The 23,001-nt window shown below is 59.5% G+C and carries 21 protein-coding genes; 12 read left to right on the top strand and 9 right to left on the bottom strand.

What is annotated here, in order from left to right; all coding sequences use genetic code 11:
- Window positions 1–68 precede the first annotated feature (68 nt).
- Window positions 69–2,231, top strand: coding sequence for a catalase HPII (gene katE, locus ACA067_RS00295; protein WP_497462886.1), 2,163 nt, complete (start codon window positions 69–71; stop codon window positions 2,229–2,231).
- Between the two features lie 133 nt (window positions 2,232–2,364).
- Here katE and ACA067_RS00290 read toward each other — a convergent pair whose 3' ends face one another.
- Genes ACA067_RS00290 through zur form a run of 4 tightly spaced genes read right to left on the bottom strand, consistent with a single transcriptional unit; the run spans window position 2,365 to window position 5,167 of the window.
- Window positions 2,365–3,081 (bottom strand): PA5502 family lipoprotein, encoded by a 717-nt coding sequence (locus tag ACA067_RS00290; protein ID WP_497460132.1) that lies wholly within the window; start codon window positions 3,079–3,081, stop codon window positions 2,365–2,367.
- A gap of 37 nt (window positions 3,082–3,118) precedes the next feature.
- On the bottom strand, window positions 3,119–3,907 hold the full coding sequence (gene znuB, locus ACA067_RS00285) for a zinc ABC transporter permease subunit ZnuB (protein ID WP_150746568.1): 789 nt from the start codon (window positions 3,905–3,907) through the stop codon (window positions 3,119–3,121).
- The gene (znuC, locus tag ACA067_RS00280) at window positions 3,900–4,685 is read right to left on the bottom strand and encodes a zinc ABC transporter ATP-binding protein ZnuC (RefSeq protein WP_497460131.1); all 786 of its coding nucleotides are present in this window, start codon (window positions 4,683–4,685) and stop codon (window positions 3,900–3,902) included. Before znuC ends, znuB begins: the two co-directional genes overlap by 8 nt.
- On the bottom strand, window positions 4,685–5,167 hold the full coding sequence (gene zur, locus ACA067_RS00275; protein WP_497460130.1) for a zinc uptake transcriptional repressor Zur: 483 nt from the start codon (window positions 5,165–5,167) through the stop codon (window positions 4,685–4,687). Before zur ends, znuC begins: the two co-directional genes overlap by 1 nt.
- A 66-nt stretch (window positions 5,168–5,233) precedes the next feature.
- On the opposite strand from zur, the gene ACA067_RS00270 reads away from it, so the two are divergent.
- On the top strand, window positions 5,234–6,154 hold the full coding sequence (locus tag ACA067_RS00270; protein WP_497460129.1) for a zinc ABC transporter substrate-binding protein: 921 nt from the start codon (window positions 5,234–5,236) through the stop codon (window positions 6,152–6,154).
- A 131-nt stretch (window positions 6,155–6,285) separates the two neighbouring features.
- Here ACA067_RS00270 and ACA067_RS00265 read toward each other — a convergent pair whose 3' ends face one another.
- Window positions 6,286–7,236, bottom strand: a complete 951-nt coding sequence (locus ACA067_RS00265) for a homoserine kinase (RefSeq protein ID WP_497460128.1) — start codon at window positions 7,234–7,236, stop codon at window positions 6,286–6,288.
- A gap of 59 nt (window positions 7,237–7,295) precedes the next feature.
- Window positions 7,296–7,586 (bottom strand): DUF2782 domain-containing protein, encoded by a 291-nt coding sequence (locus ACA067_RS00260; protein WP_150765438.1) that lies wholly within the window; start codon window positions 7,584–7,586, stop codon window positions 7,296–7,298.
- 74 nt (window positions 7,587–7,660) lie between these two features.
- Here ACA067_RS00260 and polA point away from each other — a divergent pair, with 74 nt between their 5' ends.
- Window positions 7,661–10,429, top strand: a complete 2,769-nt coding sequence (gene polA, locus ACA067_RS00255; RefSeq protein WP_497460127.1) for a DNA polymerase I — start codon at window positions 7,661–7,663, stop codon at window positions 10,427–10,429.
- A 338-nt stretch (window positions 10,430–10,767) separates the two neighbouring features.
- Here polA and yihA read toward each other — a convergent pair whose 3' ends face one another.
- Entirely contained in the window at window positions 10,768–11,409 is a 642-nt protein-coding gene (gene yihA / locus ACA067_RS00250) for a ribosome biogenesis GTP-binding protein YihA/YsxC (protein WP_497460126.1), read from the bottom strand.
- A gap of 190 nt (window positions 11,410–11,599) precedes the next feature.
- Here yihA and ACA067_RS00245 point away from each other — a divergent pair, with 190 nt between their 5' ends.
- The 7 genes from ACA067_RS00245 (at window position 11,600) to ACA067_RS00215 (ending at window position 18,877) form a co-directional block, all read left to right on the top strand.
- On the top strand, window positions 11,600–11,890 hold the full coding sequence (locus tag ACA067_RS00245) for a c-type cytochrome (RefSeq protein WP_128874650.1): 291 nt from the start codon (window positions 11,600–11,602) through the stop codon (window positions 11,888–11,890).
- A 46-nt stretch (window positions 11,891–11,936) separates the two neighbouring features.
- Entirely contained in the window at window positions 11,937–12,548 is a 612-nt protein-coding gene (locus ACA067_RS00240) for a c-type cytochrome (protein WP_128874649.1), read from the top strand.
- A gap of 199 nt (window positions 12,549–12,747) precedes the next feature.
- Window positions 12,748–13,389 carry a thiol:disulfide interchange protein DsbA/DsbL gene (locus ACA067_RS00235; RefSeq protein WP_497460125.1) on the top strand — a complete coding sequence of 214 codons (642 nt, stop codon included), beginning with the start codon at window positions 12,748–12,750 and terminating at the stop codon, window positions 13,387–13,389.
- 14 nt (window positions 13,390–13,403) lie between these two features.
- Entirely contained in the window at window positions 13,404–14,282 is an 879-nt protein-coding gene (locus ACA067_RS00230; RefSeq protein ID WP_497460124.1) for an endonuclease/exonuclease/phosphatase family protein, read from the top strand.
- On the top strand, window positions 14,279–16,303 hold the full coding sequence (locus tag ACA067_RS00225) for a GGDEF domain-containing protein (protein WP_497460123.1): 2,025 nt from the start codon (window positions 14,279–14,281) through the stop codon (window positions 16,301–16,303). The genes ACA067_RS00230 and ACA067_RS00225 overlap by 4 nt, the downstream gene beginning before the upstream one ends.
- Window positions 16,304–16,405: 102 nt before the next feature.
- Complete coding sequence (locus tag ACA067_RS00220) at window positions 16,406–17,188, top strand: N-acetylmuramoyl-L-alanine amidase (RefSeq protein ID WP_497460122.1); 783 nt, start codon at window positions 16,406–16,408, stop codon at window positions 17,186–17,188.
- A gap of 75 nt (window positions 17,189–17,263) precedes the next feature.
- Window positions 17,264–18,877, top strand: coding sequence for an EAL domain-containing protein (locus ACA067_RS00215; RefSeq protein WP_497460121.1), 1,614 nt, complete (start codon window positions 17,264–17,266; stop codon window positions 18,875–18,877).
- A gap of 7 nt (window positions 18,878–18,884) precedes the next feature.
- Here the strand turns inward: ACA067_RS00215 and ACA067_RS00210 are convergent, their stop codons facing one another.
- Together ACA067_RS00210 and algB are read right to left on the bottom strand one after the other, a co-directional pair.
- Complete coding sequence (locus ACA067_RS00210) at window positions 18,885–20,675, bottom strand: KinB sensor domain-containing domain (RefSeq protein WP_497460120.1); 1,791 nt, start codon at window positions 20,673–20,675, stop codon at window positions 18,885–18,887.
- 10 nt (window positions 20,676–20,685) lie between these two features.
- Window positions 20,686–22,032 (bottom strand): sigma-54-dependent response regulator transcription factor AlgB, encoded by a 1,347-nt coding sequence (gene algB, locus ACA067_RS00205; RefSeq protein WP_497460119.1) that lies wholly within the window; start codon window positions 22,030–22,032, stop codon window positions 20,686–20,688.
- 434 nt (window positions 22,033–22,466) lie between these two features.
- On the opposite strand from algB, the gene ACA067_RS00200 reads away from it, so the two are divergent.
- Window positions 22,467–22,754 (top strand): hypothetical protein, encoded by a 288-nt coding sequence (locus tag ACA067_RS00200; RefSeq protein ID WP_497460118.1) that lies wholly within the window; start codon window positions 22,467–22,469, stop codon window positions 22,752–22,754.
- An 80-nt stretch (window positions 22,755–22,834) separates the two neighbouring features.
- On the top strand, window positions 22,835–22,999 hold the full coding sequence (locus ACA067_RS00195; protein ID WP_003177151.1) for a DUF1328 domain-containing protein: 165 nt from the start codon (window positions 22,835–22,837) through the stop codon (window positions 22,997–22,999).
- Window positions 23,000–23,001 lie beyond the last annotated feature (2 nt).

Raw genomic sequence — 23,001 nt, 5'->3', positions numbered from 1 at the left:
AAGCAACTCGAAAACGCCCCCGGTGCCGTGCCTGGGGATATTGCCCAAGCGTCCTGGCTACGGCGGGAATCGCACCGAGGAGTTTAAGACTGATGAGTACTAAAAAGCCTGCCGCCCCCAAAAGCGCACTGGCCGGGACCGATACCCTGGACCGCAGCAACACCAATGCCAAGCTCGACAGCCTGGAAAAGTTTCGCTCCGACGCCACTGAACAGGCCTTGCGCACCAATCAGGGTGTGAAGGTTTCGGACAACCAGAACACGTTAAAGGTGGGCGCCCGCGGGCCGTCGTTGCTGGAAGACTTCATCATGCGTGAAAAGATCACGCATTTTGACCATGAGCGCATTCCCGAACGCATCGTGCATGCCCGCGGGACCGGTGCCCACGGTTACTTTCAGTCGTACGAAAACCATTCCGTGCTGACCAAGGCCGGTTTCCTGCAAGATCCCGCCAAACAAACCCCGGTCTTCGTGCGCTTTTCCACGGTGCAGGGCCCTCGTGGGTCGGGCGATACCGTGCGTGACGTACGAGGTTTCGCCGTGAAGTTCTTCACCGACGAAGGCAACTTCGACCTGGTGGGCAACAACATGCCGGTGTTCTTCATCCAGGACGCCATCAAGTTTCCTGATTTCGTGCACGCGGTAAAACCCGAACCGCACAACGAGATTCCTACCGGCGGTTCGGCTCACGACACCTTCTGGGACTTCGTCTCCCTGGTGCCGGAATCGGCGCACATGGTGATGTGGGCCATGTCCGACCGGGCGATCCCGAAGAGCCTGCGCAGCATGCAGGGCTTTGGCGTGCACACCTTCCGGCTGATCAACGCCGAAGGTAAATCACGCTTCGTCAAATTCCATTGGCGTCCTTCTGCCGGAACTTGCTCGCTGGTCTGGGATGAAGCGCAGAAACTTGCCGGTAAAGACACCGACTACCACCGTCGCGATCTGTGGGAATCGATCGAGATGGGCGACTACCCGGAATGGGAACTGGGCGTCCAGGTGGTTGAGGAGGAAAACGAACACACCTTCGATTTCGACCTGCTGGACCCGACCAAAATCATTCCCGAAGAAACCGTGCCGATTACCCCGCTGGGCAAGATGGTGCTCAACCGCAATCCGGACAACTTCTTTGCCGAGACCGAGCAAGTCGCGTTCTGCCCTGGGCATATCGTTCCGGGGATCGACTTCTCCAACGATCCACTGCTGCAAGGGCGACTGTTTTCCTACACCGATACGCAAATCAGCCGACTCGGCGGACCGAATTTTCACGAAATCCCGATCAACCGTCCGGTTGCGCCGTTCCACAATGGTCAACGAGACGCACAACATCGCACCACCATCGACAAGGGCCGTGCCTCCTACGAGCCGAACTCCATTGACGGCGGCTGGCCGAAAGAAACCCCGCCCGCGGCACAAAACGGTGGTTTCGAAACCCATCCGGAGCGCATCGATGCCAACAAGATTCGCCAGCGTAGCGAGTCCTTCGGCGATCACTTCTCCCAGGCGCGGCTGTTCTTCCACAGCATGAGCAAGCACGAGCAGGAGCACATCATTGCCGCTTACAGCTTCGAACTGGGCAAGGTCGAGCGTGAGCACATCCGCGCGCGCGAAGTGAATGAGATCCTCGCCAACATCGATCTGGAACTGGCCAGGCGCGTCGCGCAGAACCTCGGCCTGCCCGCGCCGAAAGCCGGAACGGTCGATGTACCGAAAATCTCCCTGGATCGCTCGCCGGCCTTGAGCCAGGCCAACTTGCTGCCGGGCGATATCAAGACGCGAAAAGTTGCGATTCTGGCGGCCAATGGGGTCGACGGTGCAGCGATTGATGCGATGAAAGCGGCGCTGAAGGCTGAAGGTGCGCACGCAAAACTGCTTGGCCCTACCTCGGCACCCGTGGCAACGGCCGATGGCAAAGCGCTGCCGGTGGATGCGTCGATGGAAGGGATGCCATCCATCGCGTTCGACGCGGTGTTCGTGCCCGGTGGCGCGGCGTCAATCAAGGCGTTGAGCACTGATGGTGTGGCGCTGCATTACCTGCTTGAGGCGTACAAACACTTGAAGGCAATCGCGCTGCATGGCGAGGCGAAGCAGTTGCTGGATGTGTTGAAGTTGGAGGTTGATGCGGGGTTGATCGTGGGGACGGATGCGAAGCTGACCAAGCCGTTTTTTGCTGCGATCGGGCAGCATCGGGTTTGGGATCGGGAGGCTAAGGCCAAGGCGATTCCGGCTTAAAGGTTGTATCGACAGACAGGATGCCATCGCGGGCAAGCCCGCTCCCACAATGATTGGGGGTGACCACATATTTTTGGTCAACCTCTTTACCTGTGGGAGCGGGCTTGGTCCGGGCGGCGATCCGACGATGCTTTTAGGGCTTACGCGGGCTTAAAACCATCTGCGCTGGTATGTTGCGCAAAATCTGCTTTTCCAGATTCAGATCAAACCCCGAATCCAGCTTCTTTACCCGCTTGGTCAGCAACGTGGCCAACCAAGGATAATCCTGGGTGCGCGGCGCCTGAATGCTGACGTCGCACTGATAATTCACCACATCGGCCGCGATCGCATCCAGTTGCCGGCGAAGCTTTGTCATATCAGTAAGATTGAGCGCCACCGTGGTGCTTTCGGCCGTCGGGTCGATGACTTTGGCCTGTGGCTTGGCTTCGGCCGCCATGAGCGCCGCTTCAGCCCTGTCCAGCTCGGCTTTACGGGCATTGACGATCGCGTTGTTGACTCCACCGGTCAGCGCGGGAGCCTTGGGCATCAATGCCCGGGCGCGGCTCAGCGCAGTGGCAGCAGCGTTCACATCACCTTTTTGCAGCACAATCTGGCTACGGCGCAGATAAGCTTCGGCCATTTGCCGCTGATATTGCTCGAGGGATTGATCGTTCGGCGACTCGGCCTGCAAGGAGGCCAATTGACCTTCCGCGGTGGCCAATTCGCTGCTGGCGAGGCTTTGTTCCAGCTGTGCAATGGCCGCAGCCCGCGCATCGGTAGGCTCGTTGGCCGCCGGTGGCGTGCTTTGGCAAGCGCCCAGCAGCAGAGAAAATGCGACAAGGAGCAGATAACGGGAGGCGAACGGCTTCATTCCTGCGACTCTCTATTTGCGCAAAAAACGAGCAAGTCTACACCCCTCGACGGGGCAGGACAAAACTCAGCAGAAACAGTGCGGCGGCCGCCACCACAATCGACGGGCCCGCCGGGGTGTCCTTGAACCACGACAGTGCCAACCCGCCACAGACCGCGAGCATGCCCAGCAGGCTCGCGCCCAGTGCCATCTGCTCCGGTGACCGGGCGTGACGCTGCGCCGCAGCCGCCGGGATGATCAGCAGCGAAGTAATCAGCAATACACCGACGATCTTCATCGCCACCGCAATCACTACCGCGATCAACAGCATCAGCGCCAGGCGCAACGCCGCGACCGGCAAACCCTCCACCCTGGCCAGCTCTTCATGGACCGTGATCGCCAGCATTGGCCGCCACAACGTCACCAGCAAAGCCAGTACCCCCGCACTGCCGCCGAGTATCCAGGCCAGGTCGGTTGGACTGATCGCCAGCAGGTCGCCGAACAGATAGGCCATCAGGTCGATCCGCACTTCATGCATGAAGCTTAGTACCACCAGGCCCAGAGAGAGGGTGCTGGGTGCGAGAATTCCCAAAAGCGTGTCGGACGCCAGCGGCTGGCGCTGTTGCAAGGTCACCAGCAACACGGCCAACAGTAGGCAGCCTACGGTGACCGCAACAGTCGGGCTGACATCCAGCAAAAAGCCCAGCGCCACGCCGAGCAGTGCGGCATGGGACAGGGTGTCGCCGAAATAGGCCATGCGCCGCCAGACCACGAACGAACCCAATGGGCCTGCGACCAGTGCCAGGGCCAGACCTGCAAGCAGGGCGTAGAGCAGAAAATCAGCCATGCTTGCAGCTATCTCCGTGAACGTGGGTAGGGGCCGTCGGGGCCGCGCTGACCACTGAACCATGCAGGTCATGGGCGTGGTCGTGATGGTGGTGATAAATCGCCAGGCTTTGCGCGTTCTTGCCGAACAGCTCGACGAAAGCCGGGTCGCCGCTGACCTGCTCGGGATGCCCGGAGCAGCAGACGTGACGATTCAGGCAGACCACCTGGTCGGTGGTGCTCATCACCAGATGCAAGTCATGGGACACCATCAACACCCCGCAGCCGTGACGGTCGCGCAATCGAGTAATCAGGCTGTAGAGCTCGGCCTGACCGGCCACGTCCACGCCTTGTACCGGCTCATCAAGTACCAGCAGCTCCGGCTCGCGCAGCAATGCCCGGGCCAGCAGCACGCGCTGCATTTCACCGCCGGAAACACTTTGCACCGGGCTGTCGATCACCTGCTCGGCGCCGACTTCCTTGAGCGCGGCCAAGGCTCGGGCGCGATCCACACCCGGCACCAGACGCAAGAAGCGCAGCACGGAAAGCGGCAGCGTCGGATCGACATGAAGTTTTTGCGGCATGTAGCCGACCCGCAGTTTCGGCTTGCGCCAGACGCTGCCGCTGTCCGGCTTCAGCAGGCCAAGCACAGCGCGCACCAAGGTGGTCTTGCCAGCGCCATTGGGGCCGATCAGGGTCACGATCTGGCCCGGCTCGACGCTCAGCTCGATGTTATCCAGCACGTTTTGCCCGGCGAAGGTGACGGCAACCTGTTCGAGGCGAATCAGCGCGTTGCTCATCAAGCCCCCTGGCAACCCGAGCAGAGACCGACCACTTCCACAGTCTGGCCTTCGACGGCGAATCCGACCTCTTTGGCGCTGCCGATGATCGCGTCACTGATGGATTTCTGTTCAAGCTCGATGGCGGCATGGCATGCGCGGCAGATCAGGAACTGACCCTGGTGAGCATGTCCCGGGTGGTTGCAACCGACGAAAGAGTTCAACGAGGAAATGCGGTGGACAAGGCCATTTTCCAGCAGGAAATCCAGCGCGCGGTACACCGTCGGCGGCGCGGCGCGGCGGCCATCCTGCTCGCTGAGCACCGCGAGTATGTCGTAGGCGCCCAATGGCTTGTGGCTTTGCCAGACCAGTTCCAGCACCCGCCGACGCAGGGCGGTCAGGCGCAGGCCCTGACGTGCGCACAGGGCATCGGCCTCAGACAGTGCGCTATGAACGCAGTGAGAGTGGTCGTGGGGACGGCTGGCAATCGGTGTTATAGGCATGAGCGGCGACGAGTTTTGTGAGAGACGTTATTATGTTACCCGTTCTCGCCTCTTCGAGTGGTCATCGTGTCCCGACTTTTTTCTATCTTTGTCACATTTATCGCAACTTTTCTGCTGATCGGTTCGGCGCAAGCCGACGTCAAAGTCCTGACCAGCATCAAGCCCCTGCAGCTGATTGCCGCGGCAGTGCAGGACGGCGTGGCCATTCCCGAAGTGCTGTTGCCGCCCGGTGCCTCGCCGCATAACTATGCCTTGCGCCCATCCGACGTACGGAAGGTGCAATCGGTGGACCTGCTGTACTGGATCGGTGCGGACATGGAAGGTTTCCTGCCTCGGGTACTCAATGGTCGTACGCTGCCCAGCGTTGCCGTGCAGGATTTGCCCGGCTTGAAACTGCGCCATTTCGCCGAAGACAACCACTCACAGGCCGAAGAAGCCGACGAGCATGACCACGATCACCGTCCAGGCAGTCTGGATGCGCATCTGTGGTTATCACCGGTCAATGCTCGCGTGATCGCGACGAAAATGGCTACCGACCTGAGTGCTGCCGATCCGGCCAACGCGGCGCGTTATCAGAGCAACCTCAAGGTTTTCGATGAACGTCTGGATGCTCTGGATCTTCGCCTGAAAGCACGTCTGGCCGGTATCGCCGGCAAACCGTACTTCGTGTTCCACGAAGCCTTCGATTACTTCGAAGACGCCTATGGCCTCAAGCATGCCGGCGTGTTCAGCGTCGCTGCCGAAGTCCAGCCTGGCGCCCAGCATGTGGCGGCAATGCGTACTCGATTGCAGGAAGTCGGCAAAACCTGCGTGTTCAGCGAGCCGCCGCTACGTCCGCGGCTGGCGGAAACCCTGGTCGCCGGCTTGCCGGTGAAACTGGCGGAGCTGGATGCGTTGGGCGGATACACGCCAGCGACCGCTCAGGGGTATGAGCAGATGCTGGAGAAGTTGGGGAATGATTTGGCGGGGTGTCTGGAGTCGTTGTAACTCAGAAAATTGTGTCGCCCCCAATCGCGGGCAAGCCCGCTCCCACAGGGTTTGTGTCGTTCGCCAATATTGTGAACGACACAAAACCTGTGGGAGCTTGGCTTGGTCCGGGCGGCGATCCGACGATGCTTTTAAAGGGCGAAAGGCAACGGTGTGCTCACTTTCTGCCGCTGCGCCAACCGCTGCTGGAACTCCATCGGATCGTGAATCAGCACATCCTGCCCGGCAAACGCCTGCGCAGCGATCAACCGCGACAACCAGAACCGCACACACGCCACCCGCAGCATGGTCGGCCACAGTTCGGCTTCTGCAGCGGTGAACGGCCGCAACGCAGCATAAGCGCCCAGCAAAGCCCGCGCCCGTGGCCCGTCGATCTTCCCGTCCTCGTCCGAACACCAGTCATTCAAGGCAATCGCCACGTCGTAGAGCATCGGCCCCGAGCAGGCGTTGTAGAAGTCGATCAACCCGGTCAGGTGCGTGCCTTCAAACATCGCGTTGTCGCGGAACAGGTCGGCGTGGATGTTGGCTCGCGGCAGGGCCAGAATTTTCGTCTTCTGCAGGGTGATTTCGTCCAGCGCCCGTTGCAACAGATCGCTCTGCCCGGCATTCAGATGCGACAGCAACTGCATGCCCTCCTCCAGCATCCAGTCCAGGCCGCGATCGGTCTTGCGCTTGATCATGTTGGCCTGGGTCGCCAGGTGCAGATGAGCCAGCAGCTCGCCGACCTGAGCGCAATGCTGAGCGTTTGCCTCTTTGATGTGCTTGCCGGCCAGACGCGGTTGCAACAGCGCCGGTTTGCCGGCCAGCTCGCGCAAGGCCACGCCGTCTGTGGTGCGCAGGGCGTAGGGCACCGGCAAGTCGGCGTCGTGCAGCACATCGAGCAGTTCGATGAAGAATGGCATTTCCTGAACCGGACCACGCTCCACCAGGGTCAGGACAAATTCGCCCTGCTCCAGGCTGATGAAGAAATTGGTGTTTTCGCTACCGGCGGCAATCCCCTGAAAATCAAGCAGGCGGCCGAGCCCGTATGGGGCGAGAAAGGTTTCCAGCTCGGGCCGAGCCAGCGGGGTAAACACAGACATGGTTAAAACTGCCAGTACGGGCGCTGCCACTTGAGCCAGCGCCGATTGAAATTAGGAAACTATTTCCACTCAAAGATCTTCCACGACGGAATCAGCATATCGGGCTGATCCGAGCGGATGAAGTTACCGTCCGATCCATCGGCACGCACCAGAAAGTAAGGTTTGCCGACACTCGGCGTCACCTGGATGGCATACAGGAAACCGTTCTGGCGGTACTCCTTGATCGTGTTGTCGCCCTCGGTGCGGATGGTGACATCCGGTTCCGGCGATGGTGCATCGTCCGCCGCCATGACGGCCAATGGGGTGACTGCAAACAAGCCAGCCAACAGCAAGCGATTTAGTGTGCGCATGATAACCTTGTCCCTTTGTCGTCAACGGTCCCGCTATTCTAGCGCCGGACCCGCCGAAAAGGTTGATCCTGCTCATGAGCCAAGCCCCCCTCGTCCTGGTGGACGGTTCTTCTTACCTGTACCGCGCGTTTCACGCCCTGCCACCGCTCACCACGTCCAAAGGCCTGCCGACCGGTGCGGTCAAAGGCGTGTTGAACATGCTCAAGAGTCTGCGCAAGCAGTACCCGGACAGTCCGTTCGCCGTGGTGTTCGACGCCAAGGGCGGGACATTCCGCGACGAAATGTTCGCCGAATACAAGGCCAACCGTCCGAGCATGCCCGACGACATGCGCGTACAAATCGAGCCACTGCATGCCAGCGTCAAGGCCCTGGGCTTTCCATTGCTGTGCGTGGACAACGTCGAAGCGGACGACGTGATCGGCACCCTGGCCCGCAGCAGTGCAGCCGCCAACCGCCCGGTGGTGATCTCCACCGGTGACAAGGACATGGCGCAACTGGTCGATGGGCACATTACCTTGGTCAATACCATGACCGGTAGCGCGCTGGACGTGGAGGGCGTGAAGGAGAAATTCGGCGTCGCTCCCGAGCAGATCATCGATTATCTGGCCCTGATGGGCGATTCGTCCGACAACATTCCGGGCGTTCCGGGCATCGGCCCGAAGACCGCTTCCGGGCTGCTGGTCGGCGTGAACGGAGGCCTGACCGAGCTTTACGCACAGCTCGATATCGTGCCGACCCTGCCGATTCGCGGGGCCAAGACCCTGCCGGCGAAGCTTGAAGAGCACAAGGAGATGGCGTTTCTCTCCTACCGGCTGGCGACAATCAAGATCGATGTGCCGCTGGATATCGGCTTGGACGACTTGCAAATGGGCAAGCCGGACCACGACAAGCTCGCCGAGCTCTACACCCTGCTGGAATTCAAGAGCTGGTTCGAAGAGAACCAGCGCGACGCCAAGCGCTCGGGCCAGGAAATTGTCGAAGTCGTCGAAGAACAGCCTGGCGCCGCCGAAGCGAAGTACGAAACCATCCTCGACCAGAAGCGCTTCGAGGCCTGGCTGGACAAGCTCGACAAGGCACCATTGATCGCCTTCGTCACCGAGACCAATGGCAGCGATGCCCAACACTCGCAACTGGTGGGCCTGTCGTTTTCCGTCGCGGCCAACGAAGCGGCCTACATCCCGTTGACCCATTCCTACATGGGCGTGCCGGAACAACTGGATCGCGACAGCGTGCTGCTGGCGTTGAAGCCGCTGCTGGAAAATGCGAACAAACTGAAAGTCGGCCAGCACGCCAAGTTCGAAACCAACATCCTCGCCAATTGCGCCATCGGTGGCGATCAGAACAACGGGATCGTTGTCCGGGGTATCGCCTACGACACCATGCTCGAGTCTTACATACTCGACTCGACGGCCACCCGCCATGACATGGACAGCCTGGCGCTCAAGTACCTGGGCCAAAGCAAGACCGACATTCACGAGATCGCGGGCAAAGGCGTCAAGCAGCTGACCTTTGACCAGATCTCTCTTGAGCTGGCGGGTCCCTATGCCGCCGAAGATGCCGATGTCACCTTCCGCCTGCACCTGGCCTTGCAGGAAAAACTGGCCGCCACGCCAAGCCTGGGCAAAGTGCTCAATGACATCGAAATGCCGCTGATGCCGGTACTGGCCCGTATCGAGCGCCAGGGCGCGCTCGTGGACGCCAACCTGCTGGGCATCCAGAGCGTCGAGCTGGGTGAGAAACTGGTCGCCCTGGAGCGGGAGGCCTTTGCCATCGCCGGTGAAGAGTTCAACCTCGGCTCACCGAAACAACTGGGCGTGATCCTTTACGAAAAGCTCGGTTTGCCGGTTCTCAGCAAAACCGCCAAGGGCCAGGCTTCGACGGCCGAAGCGGTGTTGGCCGAGCTGGCCGAACAGGACTACCCGTTGCCCAAGGTGCTGATGCAGTACCGCTCGCTGAGCAAACTCAAAAGCACCTACACCGACCGTTTGCCAGAGCAGATCAACGCTCGCACCGGCCGCATCCATACGTCTTATCAGCAAGCCGTTGCCGCCACCGGACGATTGTCGTCGATCGATCCGAACCTGCAGAACATTCCTATCCGTACCGCCGAAGGCCGGCGGATTCGTCAGGCGTTCGTCGCGCCAAAAGGCTACAAACTGCTGGCCGCCGACTATTCGCAAATCGAACTGCGAATCATGGCTCACCTGGCCAAGGACGAAGGCTTACTGTACGCATTCCGCAACGACCTGGACGTGCACAAAGCTACGGCGGCGGAAGTCTTCGGGGTCGAACTGGAGGCGGTCACCACCGACCAGCGGCGTAGCGCCAAGGCAATCAACTTCGGTTTGATCTACGGCATGAGCGCCTTTGGCCTGGCCAAGCAGATCGGCGTCGATCGCAAGCAGTCCCAGGCTTATATCGACCGGTACTTCACCCGTTATCCCGGCGTGCTGGAGTACATGGAGCGCACTCGCGCTCAGGCGGCCGAGCAAGGTTTCGTCGAAACCATCTTCGGTCGTCGTCTGTACCTGCCGGAAATCAACGCGAAAAACCCGGCCCTGCGCAAAGGCGCCGAGCGCACGGCGATCAACGCTCCAATGCAAGGCACCGCGGCGGACATCATCAAGAAAGCCATGGTCGCCGTGGATAACTGGCTGACCTCGTCAGGCCTCGACGCCAAAGTCATCCTGCAGGTGCACGATGAATTGGTGCTTGAAGTGCGTGAAGACCTGATCGACCAGGTGCGTGAGGAGATTCGCGTGCACATGAGTGAAGCAGCGCAACTGGATGTGCCGCTTCTGGTCGAGGTGGGTGTAGGCAATAACTGGGATGAGGCGCACTAGAGCCTGTTAATGCAGGAGAGAGCTTGCTCCGGGGGCGTTCCGACGATGGACTCAAGCGCCCCGCGTTCTGTAGGAGCAAGCTTGCTCCTACAGGGGACTATAGTCCGGAAAATACTTGGGCTTATTTCCAATGGTTTTTTACCCCCTCAGGAACTAAACCTGTGAAACGCCACTCAGAGTTACTGAATGGCTGGTGAAGCCCTTCGATGCTCCTATGTTGTGTTAAGTGTTGGCAGATATCTGGACCCCGCCCTAACGGTCCGGAGCTTGAACCCCGGAACTTCCACCTCCCCATAGAAGTCCGGGGTTTTTTTTGCCCGCGATTTAATCTGCCAGCCTTACTCGGCCACCTCGGCGCCCTTGTCCGCCAGTTCCATCCAGCCTGCCAACACAGTGTAGGCGTCTTCCAGGCCCATGCGTTTCGGTGCGGAAAACAGCTGAATCGACACGGCATCGCCCCAACCTTTACGAATTTCCGCCTGAACCTTGAGCAGCGTGTTTTTTGCTGCGCCATAGGTCAGCTTGTCCGCTTTGGTCAGCAGAATGTGCATCGGCATGCCGGCGGCAACGGCCCAGTCGAGCATCAGCAGGTCGAAGTCGGTCATTGGATGACGGATATCCATCATCAGAATCAGACCTTTCAAACTTTCGCGGCCGCCCAGGTAGGCTTCCAGGTGACGCTGCCAGTGCATCTTCAACGGGATCGGTACTTTTGCGTAACCGTAACCCGGCAGGTCGACCAGACGGCGTTCATCGTCTAGCTTGAAGAAGTTCAACAGCTGCGTGCGCCCGGGGGTTTTCGAGGTTCGCGCCAGGCTGGCGTGCGTCAGGGTGTTCAGCGCGCTGGACTTGCCGGCGTTGGAACGCCCGGCGAAGGCCACTTCAAAGCCTTCGTCGTCGGGACATTGATCGACTTTGGCGGCGCTGAGCATGAAGGTGGACTGTTGGCACAGGCCGAGGATGGGGTTCTTGAATTGCATGGGATTTCCGATGTGGGCGGCGCCGGGAATGGACGCGGCAAGCGGTGTCGTTTCCGTTTCAGTGACGCCAGTATATAATGCCGCAGATTTTGTGTGCGCTTTGTCCCAGCGTAGGATGAAGTTCACGAGAGCGATTGACCTTGATTGCGCATTAGAACGCAGAACGCTCTCAACCCTGAAAGGTCGTTTTATGACGAAATGGCTGCTAGCTGCCGGTGTCTTGATGCCGCTTTACAGCGCTCAGGCTACACAGGATCCGGAAGCTGTGTACAACCGTGTTTGTGGTGCCTGTCATTCCGGCCAACTACCCATGGCGCCCAAAAAGGGCGATCAGGAAGCTTGGACGCCGAGGTTGGCGAAAGGTATGGAGACGCTGGTGCAACACGTGACCCAGGGTTTCAAGGCGATGCCGCCGCGTGGTTTGTGCATGGACTGCAGTGCCGAGGATTACCGAGCCATCATCCAGTGGATGAGCGAGTGATCCCGGTCCATAACTCTTTAACCCTTAGCCGTAGTTGGATTAGCTGATGAACAAATTGATCGTGAGTCTGCTGTTGACCGTGGGGATCTCCGGCGTAGCCCATGCTGCAGGTGATGCAACTGCTGGTCAGGCGAAAGCCGCAGTATGTGGCGCCTGTCATGGCCCGGATGGCAACAGCATGGCGCCTAACTTTCCGAAACTGGCGGGCCAGGGCGAACGTTATCTGAACAAGCAGTTGCACGACATCAAGTCCGGCAAACGCACGGTACTGGAAATGACCGGCCTGCTGACCAACCTGAGCGATCAGGACCTGGCCGATATCTCCGCCTACTTCGCCAGCCAGAAAGGCAGCGTTGGCGCCGCCGACCCGAAAGTCGTGTCTCGCGGTGAAGCCTTGTTCCGCGGCGGCGATCTGGCCAAGGGCCTGCCATCCTGCACCGGCTGCCACTCGCCAGACGGCAAGGGCAACGCAGCTGCCGGCTTCCCCCATCTGGGCGGTCAACATGCTCAGTATATTGCCAAGCAACTGACCGATTTCCGCAAGGAAGAAGGCGGTCGGGCCAACGATGGCGATACCAAACCGATGCAAAGCATCGCCAAAAAGTTGAGCGACGAAGATATCGCAGCAGTCTCCAGCTATATTCAAGGCCTGCACTGAGACCGCCGGGCAGACGTTGCGAGGGATGCACATCTCTTGCAATGTTAACGCTCGATTAATCTGTCGATGCAAGCATAAAAAGGGTGGCCTTGGCCGCCCTTTTTTGTGGCCGCTGCCGTTACACTACAGAACTCAAGCCCGCCAGGATCTGTCTGAAAACAGGTCGCGCGAGGCGACCCCATTTGTCCAGGAGTAAAGCATGCGTAATCTGATCATCAGCGCCGCATTCGTCGCTGCCAGCCTGTTCGGCATGACCGCCCAAGCCGCCGAAGCACCTGCTGCCCCCTATGTCGAACTGACTAATCCGGTTCCAGTCGCCGTGCCTGGCAAGATCGAAGTCGTGGAGCTGTTCTGGTATGGCTGCCCGCATTGCTACTCGTTCGAGCCAGTGATCAATCCCTGGGTTGAGAAATTGCCTTCCGACGTGAACTTCGTGCGTATTCCAGCGATGTTCGGTGGCCCGTGGAACGCACACGGCCAGATGTTCCTGACCCTTGAAGCCATGGGCGTCGAGAGCAAGGTTCACGCGGCGGTTTTCGAAGCCATCCAGAAAGAACACAAGAAGCTGGTCGACAAGAATGAGATGGCAGACTTCCTGGCGACCCAGGGCGTAGACAAGGACAAGTTCCTGGCCACCTTCGACTCCTTCGCCATCAAGGGCCAGATCGTCAAGGCCACTGACCTGGCCAAGAAGTATGAAATTACCGGTGTTCCAACCATGATCGTCAACGGCAAGTATCGCTTCGACGTAGGCTCTGCCGGCGGTGCCGAACAGGCATTGCAACTGGCCGACAAGCTGATCGACAAAGAGCGAGCGGCTAACAAGGCTGCCACCAACTAAGCGCGGGGCCTGCCATGCGCCGCTGGGGTACTGAACGCGTCGTTGGCCTGCATGATCCGCGGGTCAACGAACATCACCTGGAGTCGACGGGTCTGCCCGCAGACAGCCGCCTGCGCTTGCTCAGTTTCAATATCCAGGTCGGCATCAGTACCGAGCGGTATCGGCACTATCTGACCCGAGGCTGGCAACATCTGTTGCCGCACACCGGGCGTGCCGACAATCTGCAAAAAATCGGCAATCTGCTGGGCGACTTCGATCTGGTCGCCCTGCAGGAAGTCGATGGCGGCAGCCTGCGATCCGGCTACGTCAATCAGGTCGAGCACTTGGCTCAGCTCGGTGCGTTCCCTTACTGGTATCAACAACTCAATCGCAACCTCGGTCGCCTCGGCCAGCACAGTAATGGCGTGCTCAGCCGCCTGCGTCCGTGGGCGATTGAAGACCATCCGTTGCCGGGACCCAAAGGTCGCGGAGCGATTCTGGTACGTTTCGGCGAAGGTCCGGAAGCGCTGGTGGTGGTCATGATGCATCTGGCACTGGGTGCCCGCGCCCGCAGCATGCAACTGGCTTACATCCGCGAGTTGATCGGGGGTTATAAACACCAGGTGTTGATGGGCGACATGAATACCCATGCCAGTGACTTGCTGCAAAACTCGCCGTTGCGAGACCTCGGTCTGCTCGCACCACAGCTGGAAGCGACCTTTCCCAGTTGGCGCCCGCAACGCTGTCTGGACCATATTTTGCTGAGCCCGACCCTGACCCTGGAAAAGGTCGAGGTGCTGGCACAACCCATTTCCGACCACCTGCCGGTCGCGGTAGAGATTCGTCTGCCGGGGTCGCTCACGGCCGATGCATTGCCCGCGTTGAGTTCTGCCCATCGCGGACCCCATGAATGAGCGACGAAACACAGCGCTGGAAAGAGAAGTACCTCAAAAGCCTCGAACAACAGGAAAAGCTCGAGCGCCGATGGGACGCCCGGCTCGACTTGTTGCGCCGTGGACTGGTGCGCAGCACGTTGGCGGCCGAGGGCACCGACCGCGCAGTTGACGCGTGCATGAAGGAAATGCGCGAAGTCATACGTACCAATGACATGGACGCCGGCCTGGCTGCCCTGCTTCCACGGCTGGAAAAAGCCGTGCTCGACTCTGAACAACGCCGCGAAACCCGGGTCACTCAGACCAGTGCCGCACTGACCGCACTGGTTGCGCAACTGCAAACATTGCCGCTGCCCCGGGAAGTCAGCCGCCCCCTCAAGGATTTCGCCAAACGGTTGGACGCACGCGTCAGTCAGGCGCGTGAGATTCCGTTGCTGCTCAGCGAACTGAGCAGCCTGCAAGGAAAAGTCTTGAGTCAGCTTGAAAGTCCGGCAGAACCCGGTCGCCCCGGCCTGTTGCAGCGGCTGTTCGGTCACCGTGAGGCCGATGAAGCGGCGCCAGTCGTCGTTCTCACAGCGCAAGCACCTACCGTGCAGCTTGCCGAAGCCGTCTCGCCGCCGATCGCCGCGACACGGTCCGCCACCGCTACTGTCGGTCTCGCGTCTGCCGTCGTGGCGCGACCAGTCGCTCCCCTGACCGTCATCGAACCGCAAAAGATCCAGGCATCAGCCAATACGCTGGCGGCTCATGCCCCGCCGATCATTGAGCCGCAGCAAGAAGGCGAGGTGCACACTCAAGGGAGTACTGAACCACCCGAAGGGCCGGCAACCCCCATAGTCGCCCCAGCCATTGAGGCTGAACCGGCCAGCAATCCCCGCGAGCCGACTCCTGCGGAACTTACCGATACCCCGCCACCGCCTTCAGCCCTGGCCGTCGTCGATCCGCAACCCTCCGAGCACAACATGCTCTACGCTCTGCCGGACTCCCCGGAGCCGTCCTACAGCTCGGTGGCCAGGCATATCGAAGACACGCTGCTGGGCTTGCTCGACGATCTGACGCTGCCCGAGCGTCACCGCCCGCAAGCCAAATCGATGCGTGAGCGTCTGAAAAATGGGCTGAACTGGTACGAACTGCTACCGATCCTCGACGATCTGGCAACTTTGATGTTGGCGATTTCCGACAGCGGCCAACATGAATTCGAAGCGTACTTGCAGCGCCTCAACGAGCGCCTGGAATCGTTCCAGAGCAACCTGCAAGCCGCCAGTACCGGGCATGCCGACAGCCGTTTTGCCGCGCAGGCAATGGATACCCAGATTCGCGAACAGGTCGACGGCTTGCAGAGCAGCATGCACGAAGCGGCCGACCTGGGCGATCTCAAGCACGTCCTGGAAAACCATCTCGAAGGTCTGCTCGATACCATGGAACAGCACCGCAAGCAGCGTGACGAGCGTGAGCAAGAGATGGCGTGCCGCCTGCACAGCCTGGCCGAACGGGTTGCCCACATGGAGCAGGAAGCCCTCGGCTTTCGCGAACACCTCGAAGAGCAGCGCCAGAAAGCCTTGATCGACCCGCTGACCGGCTTGCCCAACCGGGCGGCCTGGAGCGAACGGCTCGACCATGAAATCAGCCTGTGGCAGCAACAGGGCAACACCTTGTTGCTGGCAATGCTTGACCTCGACCATTTCAAACGCATCAACGATAACTACGGCCATCTGGCGGGCGACAAAGTGCTGAAAATCATCGCCGGCGTGCTGCGCAAGCGCCTTCGCGGGACAGATTTCATTGCGCGGTTCGGCGGTGAAGAGTTTGTATTGCTGATGCCCGCAACCGTTGCGGGGGTCGGCGCGAAGCTGCTGGAAAATCTGCGAACCGCCATTGAAGCCTGCCCTTTCCACTTCAAGGGCGAGCCGGTGACTATCACCCTTTCCATCGGTCTCACTGAGTTCAAAGCCGGCGAACACAGCGATGGGGTGCTGAAAAGAGCCGATCAGGCGCTATACAGGGCGAAGCACGCTGGACGGAACCGTGTGCAAATCGGCTAGAACCAATTGTTCCAATTTGTTTAAATCACGGCGCCGTCCGTCTGCGCGCAAAGCAGTACGTTACACTGTTGCATTATTGTCTTGCGTGTATTGCCTCCCGCCATGAAATTTTTTGCTCTCCTCGCCTCGCTGGCTCTGTTGGCCGGTTGTGCCAGTGGCCCCCGGTTCGACACCAGTCATGTTTCAGTCAACCACGACAGCCGCATTCAATTCGTCGTGCTGCATTACACCTCCGCATCGCAGGAGCGTTCGCTGCAGTTGCTGACCCATGGCGAAGTCAGCAGCCATTACCTGATCGGCGACGACAAAAAAGCCACCATCTATAAGCTGATGGATGAAAACATGCGGGCATGGCATGCCGGCGAGAGCGAGTGGCAAGGCCGAACCTGGTTGAACTCCAGTTCCCTCGGCATCGAAATCGTCAACCCCGGCTTCAAGGACACCCCGCACGGGGAGCGTCTCTGGTATCCCTACAGCGAAGCCCAGGTCCAGTCCCTGATTGTGTTGCTCAAGGACATCAGCAAGCGCTACACCATCAGCCCGCGCAATATCATCGGTCATAGCGACATCGCACCGTTGCGCAAGCTTGATCCGGGACCGCTGTTCCCCTGGAAACGCCTGGCAGCCGAAGGTTTGGGCGTCTGGCCGAACGAGCAGGCCGTGGCGCGCCAGCAAGTGCAGTTCGACGTCCAGTTGCCGAGCATCGGTTGGTATCAGGCGCAGCTGGCTCGCCTGGGTTACCCCACGCCGCAAACAGGCGAACTGGATGTCGCGACGCGCCATGTGATTGCGGCCTTCCAGATGCATTTCCGACCGACCCGCTTCGACGGCACCCCGGATGCGCAAACCGCGGCACTTTTACAAGTTTTGAATCAGACAAAATAATGACGCCCGCCCGACGGTAAGGGCTTTTTCTCAATCAGCAGCTATAACTCATTGGTAATCCTTCGGATGTACCCAATGCCTGCTGCTCGAGAGACTTTACGTAGTTGGTTCTATCGCCCCTGGTTTTTGGCGATGCTTGCTGCTGCCTTGAGCGCAACCCTGTTGATGACGGGCAGTCTGTTTGTGGCCATGCATCAGGTCGAGCAGAGCGAAAGCGAAGAGATGAACGCCCAGGGCGAACGCTTCCTGGCCCGCCTGGAGCAGCTTTTTGGCCAATTGCGTGAAAGCCTCGACGACCTCGAAGCGCAACCGCTACGGGGCTGCGATGACGAAATGATCGCGACTTTGCAGCAAGTCAGTTTCAATTACCGTTTCGTTTACGAAGCTGCTTATAGGGACGATTCGCGGATCTGCTCCAACCGACCCCGCCAGGAAGGGCTGTCGCTAATACGGCCGCCGGATATCAAAGGCCCCACCTATAGCTATTGGCTGAACACGACCACCGAACCCGATGAAAACCGTGCCGCGCTGATGCTCGGGCGCGGTAATTTCCGCGTCGCGACCTCCCGCGGGCATTTGACCGATATGGTCGACCTGTCACCCGGAAGCAGCCTGCTGGTGGTACTCGACCACGGCACGCGGGCGATTCCGGTACTGGGTGTGTCGCAGGCCTGGCCCCCGACCGAACCCTGGCCCCCGAAAAGCCCCGATGCGCTGCAAGTCACGCACACACGGTTGATTTACCGTATGCCCACCAACAATCCGGAATACCAGCTGGTACTGATTACGCCGCGTACCGGTATGCACGTGCCTGCGGTCTGGTGGTGGCTGTTGCCAGCCAGCCTGGCGCTGGGCATCTGCGTGGGTTTTCTGGTGTTTTTGCTGGTCAAGCAGCGACAGTCAATGGATGCCGAACTGACGGGCGCCATTCGGCGAGGCGAGTTGCAGGTCTTGTATCAACCGATTTTCGACCTCGACAGCCGCAACTGTGTCGGGGCAGAAGCCTTGCTCCGCTGGCGCAGACCGGATGGCACCCTGACCAGCCCCGACCTGTTCATCCCGATGGCAGAAAACACCGGCCAGATCCGCCAGATGACCGATTTCGTCCTGCAACGCCTGCTTGAGCAGCTTGGTCATTTGTTGCGGGCCAATCCGCAGCTGTACATCTCGGTCAACCTCGCAGCCTGCGACGTCATGGTGCCGCGTATCGGCCAAGTGATGGCGCGCTTGCTGACGTTGCATCGGGTCGCGGCCAAGCAGATCGCCTTCGAGGTCACCGAGCGGGGATTGATCGATGTGGTGGTGGCCCGGGAAAACCTGCAGGCCTTGCGCGATGTTGGGCATCAGGTGCTGATCGACGACTTCGGCACCGGCTATTGCAGCCTCGCCTACCTGCAAACCCTGCCGGTGGATTGCCTGAAAATCGACAAGGCCTTCATTGATGCACTGGGCCATGACGCCGCCAGCAGTGGCGTGGCACCGCACATCATCCACATGGCCCAGGCCCTACAATTGAAAGTGATTGCCGAGGGCATCGAACATGAAGCGCAAGCGGCGTTTCTGAGCAGCGAAGGCGTGAAATATGGTCAGGGCTGGCTGTTCGCCCATGCATTGAGTGCAGTGCAGTTCACTGAACTGATTACCCGTGGCCGCCGGCTAGCGGGCAGACGTCTGGATGACGAAGCATGAAAGCCGTTTAAACCGCCAGCGCCATATAGAACTGAGTCCCCTGCCCCGGCCGCGAATAGACGCCCATCCGTCCGCCATGCAATTGCACGATCTCCTTGCACAGCGCCAGGCCGAGCCCGGCACCGCCCTTTTTACGGCCGACCTGGACAAAGGGTTCGAAGATCCGCCCCTGTTGGCCGTAGGCAATGCCTTCGCCATTGTCTTCAACGCTGATGATCACCCGCTCCCCATGACGCCGGGCCTGCAAGCGTATCTGCCCGTCGGTGCCGGTATGGCGCAAGGCGTTGTCGATCAGGTTATCCAGCACCCGGTCCAGCTGAGGCTGATCGGCCTGTAGCCAGGGCAATGGGCCCTGCACTTCCACTAACAGGCTGATGCCCTTCTCCACCGCCACGCCGGCATAACGTTCCCGCGCCTGCTCCAGCAAATCGTCGATGGAACACGGTGCCAGCGTGAGTTTCTGCAATCCGTTCTGATAGCGGGAAAAGTTCAGCAGGTCGTTGATCAACTGCATCAAGCGCTGCATCTCTTCATTCACGGTGTCCAGCAGATCGGCTTCACGGGAGTCTTGGGCGAAATGCGCGCGCTCGCGGAACAGGCCGAACGCCATATGCATGCCGGTGACCGGTGTGCGCAACTCATGAGAGGCGCGCAACACGAACTCGCTGCGCACCCGTTCAAATGCACGCTGCTCGGTGACGTCATGCAATACCATCACGGCGCCGAGAATATGACCCTGAGTATGGCTGACCGGGGTCAGGCTATAGGTCAACAATCGCGACTCACCATCGACCTCGACGCTCAAGTCTTCCGGCGCCCGCTCCAGGGTCCCGCCGCGCAGCACCAGTTGCAGTTGTCCATCAAGCTCGGGGCGCTCCAGAGCGGTGCCCAGCCCCTGGCCGAGTCGATCGGTGTCCCAACCCAATTGACGCTGTGCCACGGGGTTGAGGTGTTCGAGGTGCCCTTTGCGGTCGATCATCAGCAACCCGTCGTCGATGCTGTCGAGTACCGCCTGCAAACGCTGCTGACCGGCGAGCAGCTCGTTGATATTGGTCGCTTGATGCTTGCGCAGTGCCTCGGCCATGATCCCGAAGCGTTTGGTCAGCTGGTTCATTTCCACTGCCGAAGAAATAGGCAGGGTCACTTCGAAATTGCCTTGCCCGATGTTATCCGCTGCCTGGACCAAGGCCTCTATCGGTGCGCCGAAACGCCGAGCGATGGCGTGTGCAGTCACGAAGCCAATGATCAACACCGCCAACCCCACCAACCCGAGCAGACCGGCCACCAGCAGCGCCCGCTCCCGAGCCTGGCGCTCGATGACATTGATGTTATCCAGCGCACGCTTGTGCTCGGCGAACAGGCCATTGCGTAGCGCATTGAATTTTTCGGTGAGTTCACCGTTACCACTCAACACGTGCGTCGTGTCAGGTGACTGGTCATACGCCTGCATAAAGCTCTGATAGTCAGCCTTGGCCTGTGCAAAACCGTACTGAACGTCCTTGCCGGAATCGGCAAGGGCAATGCCTTCATCAAGCAACCGATAGTACTGCTGCCTGGACTGCTCGAGTGCAGCAGAATCTGGCTGCTCGCTGAGCATGATGATCAACTGGTCGCCAAGGGCCTGGCGCAATTTCAGCCCCAGGTCGAGGGTGACGAAGTTGTTTCGGATCAGCGCTTCCTGAGTTGCCGCCATCTGCATCACGCTGACCAGCCCGAGCAAGAGCCCGAGCAGCGCTACGGTGATCAGTGCGGAAATGCTCAGAAACAGCCGCGTCCGCAACTTCATCGCCAGTTTCATCGGGCGGGGCTCACAGGTTGTACTGCTTGCGTTTTCGGTACAGCGTCGAGGCGTCGATGCCCAACGTCTTGGCGGCCTGGTCCAGCGTGTCGGCGGTGGCAAGAACGGCGCCGATATGAGCCTTCTCCAACTCATCCAGACTCAACGCGGCACCGATGCGGGGCGCGTTGTTGACCGGGGTTTCGGCCATGCCCAGGTGGCTGATCTCTACCCGCTCTTGTGGACAGATAATGCTCGCCCGCTCCACGACGTTGCGCAGCTCGCGGATGTTGCCCGGCCAGCGGTAGCTGAGCAGTGCTTCTCGAGCCGCGTCGCTGAAACCTCGCGCCGGACGCGCATATTCCTTGACGAAACGAGCCAGAAAACGATCGGCCAGGTTCAGGATGTCTTCTCTGCGCTCCCGTAAAGGCGGCAGGTGCAAGGTGATCACGTTCAGGCGATAAAGAAGGTCTTCACGGAAACGGCCGTCGCGCACCATGTCCTCCAGATTAAGGTTGGTGGCCGCGAGAATTCGCACATCGGCTCGGCGGGTGACCGGATCGCCGATGCGCTCGTATTCCTTATCCTGGATAAAACGCAGCAACTTTGGCTGCAATGTCAGGGGAAAGTCGCCGATCTCGTCAAGAAACAGCGTTCCGCCATCGGCCTGATTGACACGTCCCAAGGTACTTTCGCTGGCCCCGGTGAAAGCACCACGGCTGTGACCGAAAAGCTCGCTTTCCATGAGTTCGGCAGTCAGGGATGGGCAGTTGATCGTGACACAGGATTTCTTTGCGCGCTTGCTCCAGCCGTGTATGGCCTGGGACAGCTCACCTTTACCGGTACCGGACTCGCCAAGAATCAAAATGTTGGCATCGGTGCTGGCCACCTGGCGGGCTGTTTCGAGTACCACTTTCATCGCCGGGCTGTGGGAGTCCAGGCCATCCTTGGGTTTGCGCACTTCACCTTCCAGGGCTTCCAGACGGGCCGACAGCTGTCGCACTTCCAGTTGCTTGGCGGTGGCCAGGCGCAGTTGGTCGGGGCTGCAAGGTTTGACCAGGTAATCGGCGGCACCCGCCTGGATCGCGTCCACTGCTGTGTCCACCGCCGAGTGCGCGGTGACGATGACCACACGCATCCACGGCGCTTGAATGCGCATTTGCGCCAACACATCGAGACCATTGTCTTCGCCCAGGCGCAAATCGAGGAAACACAAGTCGAAGACCTGTCGTTGCAACAACGCTTCGGCCTGTGCGGCGCTGTTGGCAGTAGCGACGCTGTAGCCTTCATCTTCCAGGCAGTAACGAAAAGTACGCAGGATGGCGGATTCATCGTCCACCAGCAGAATGCGGCCTTGGTGCTCAGTGGCTGATTCCATTTTCCTACGCTCCTTAATGAATGATCTTAGTTAGTCCCGGAAAAATCGGGCAAGTTGCATGGTTGATTCTGGTCGATTCCGCCTACAACAGGGTAGCTCTCTGCTTACCCTACGGCTAATCGCCTGATTTTGTTGTTTTTTTATCAGATAGCCGGTCTGCACACGGATTAGCGGTCCCCTTTGTGACATCCGCGCCCTCCTCGCAATTCAAAAAACTTGAAAGCACTTGCGTATCGATCGTGCATTACGCACGACCGCTGACGGACCATCGTGCAGGATGCGTCCGGTCCGATTTTCACACCATCGCTAACTATCTGATTTAATTGATTTTTTTTCTCACAAAAAGCTGGCATGCAGGCTGCAATGACTTGGTTAATCAGGGCATTCGAATAATTGTCCTCACAAGATCACCACAGTGTGGGAGGAGCTTCAGGATGAGTCGCCAAGGTGCCGCCCAATTGCGTATCTCGCCACTGCATATCCAGCAAGGTCTGTTTGCTGTTCTGGCGCTGTTGATCACGTTGATCGGCGGCCAGCAGTTTCAGCGTTGGGAGCAGAACTCGCAGCAGGAAGCGTCCCGCGTGTCGGTTCAGCATCCGGTCCAGACTCATTTCAGCGCCGCCAGCAGCAACCAGGCTGACCTCGCCCCGATGCGAATGATGGACGTCGACCAGGCCCAGCCTGTGGATGAGATGCCCCGTCAGGAACGTTGGGTGTTCTAACTACATGAACTTGGCGCGCTCTGCGCTGGGGAAAGCACCACAAGCATCACCTCTAAAATACAAGCGTAAGGAGAATCACCATGTTGAGCTGGGCAATCACATTCTTGATCATTGCCATCATCGCTGCAGTATTGGGCTTCGGTGGTATCGCGGGCACCGCCACGGGTATCGCCAAGATTCTCTTTGTCGTGTTCCTGGTGATGTTCATTGCTTCGTTCTTCTTTGGCCGTCGTGGTCGAGGCTGAAG

The organism is Pseudomonas sp. LBUM1674 (assembly GCF_059695635.1).
The sequence above is the reverse complement of the archived record's forward strand: the minus strand, read 5'-3'. Positions and strand labels throughout refer to the sequence as shown.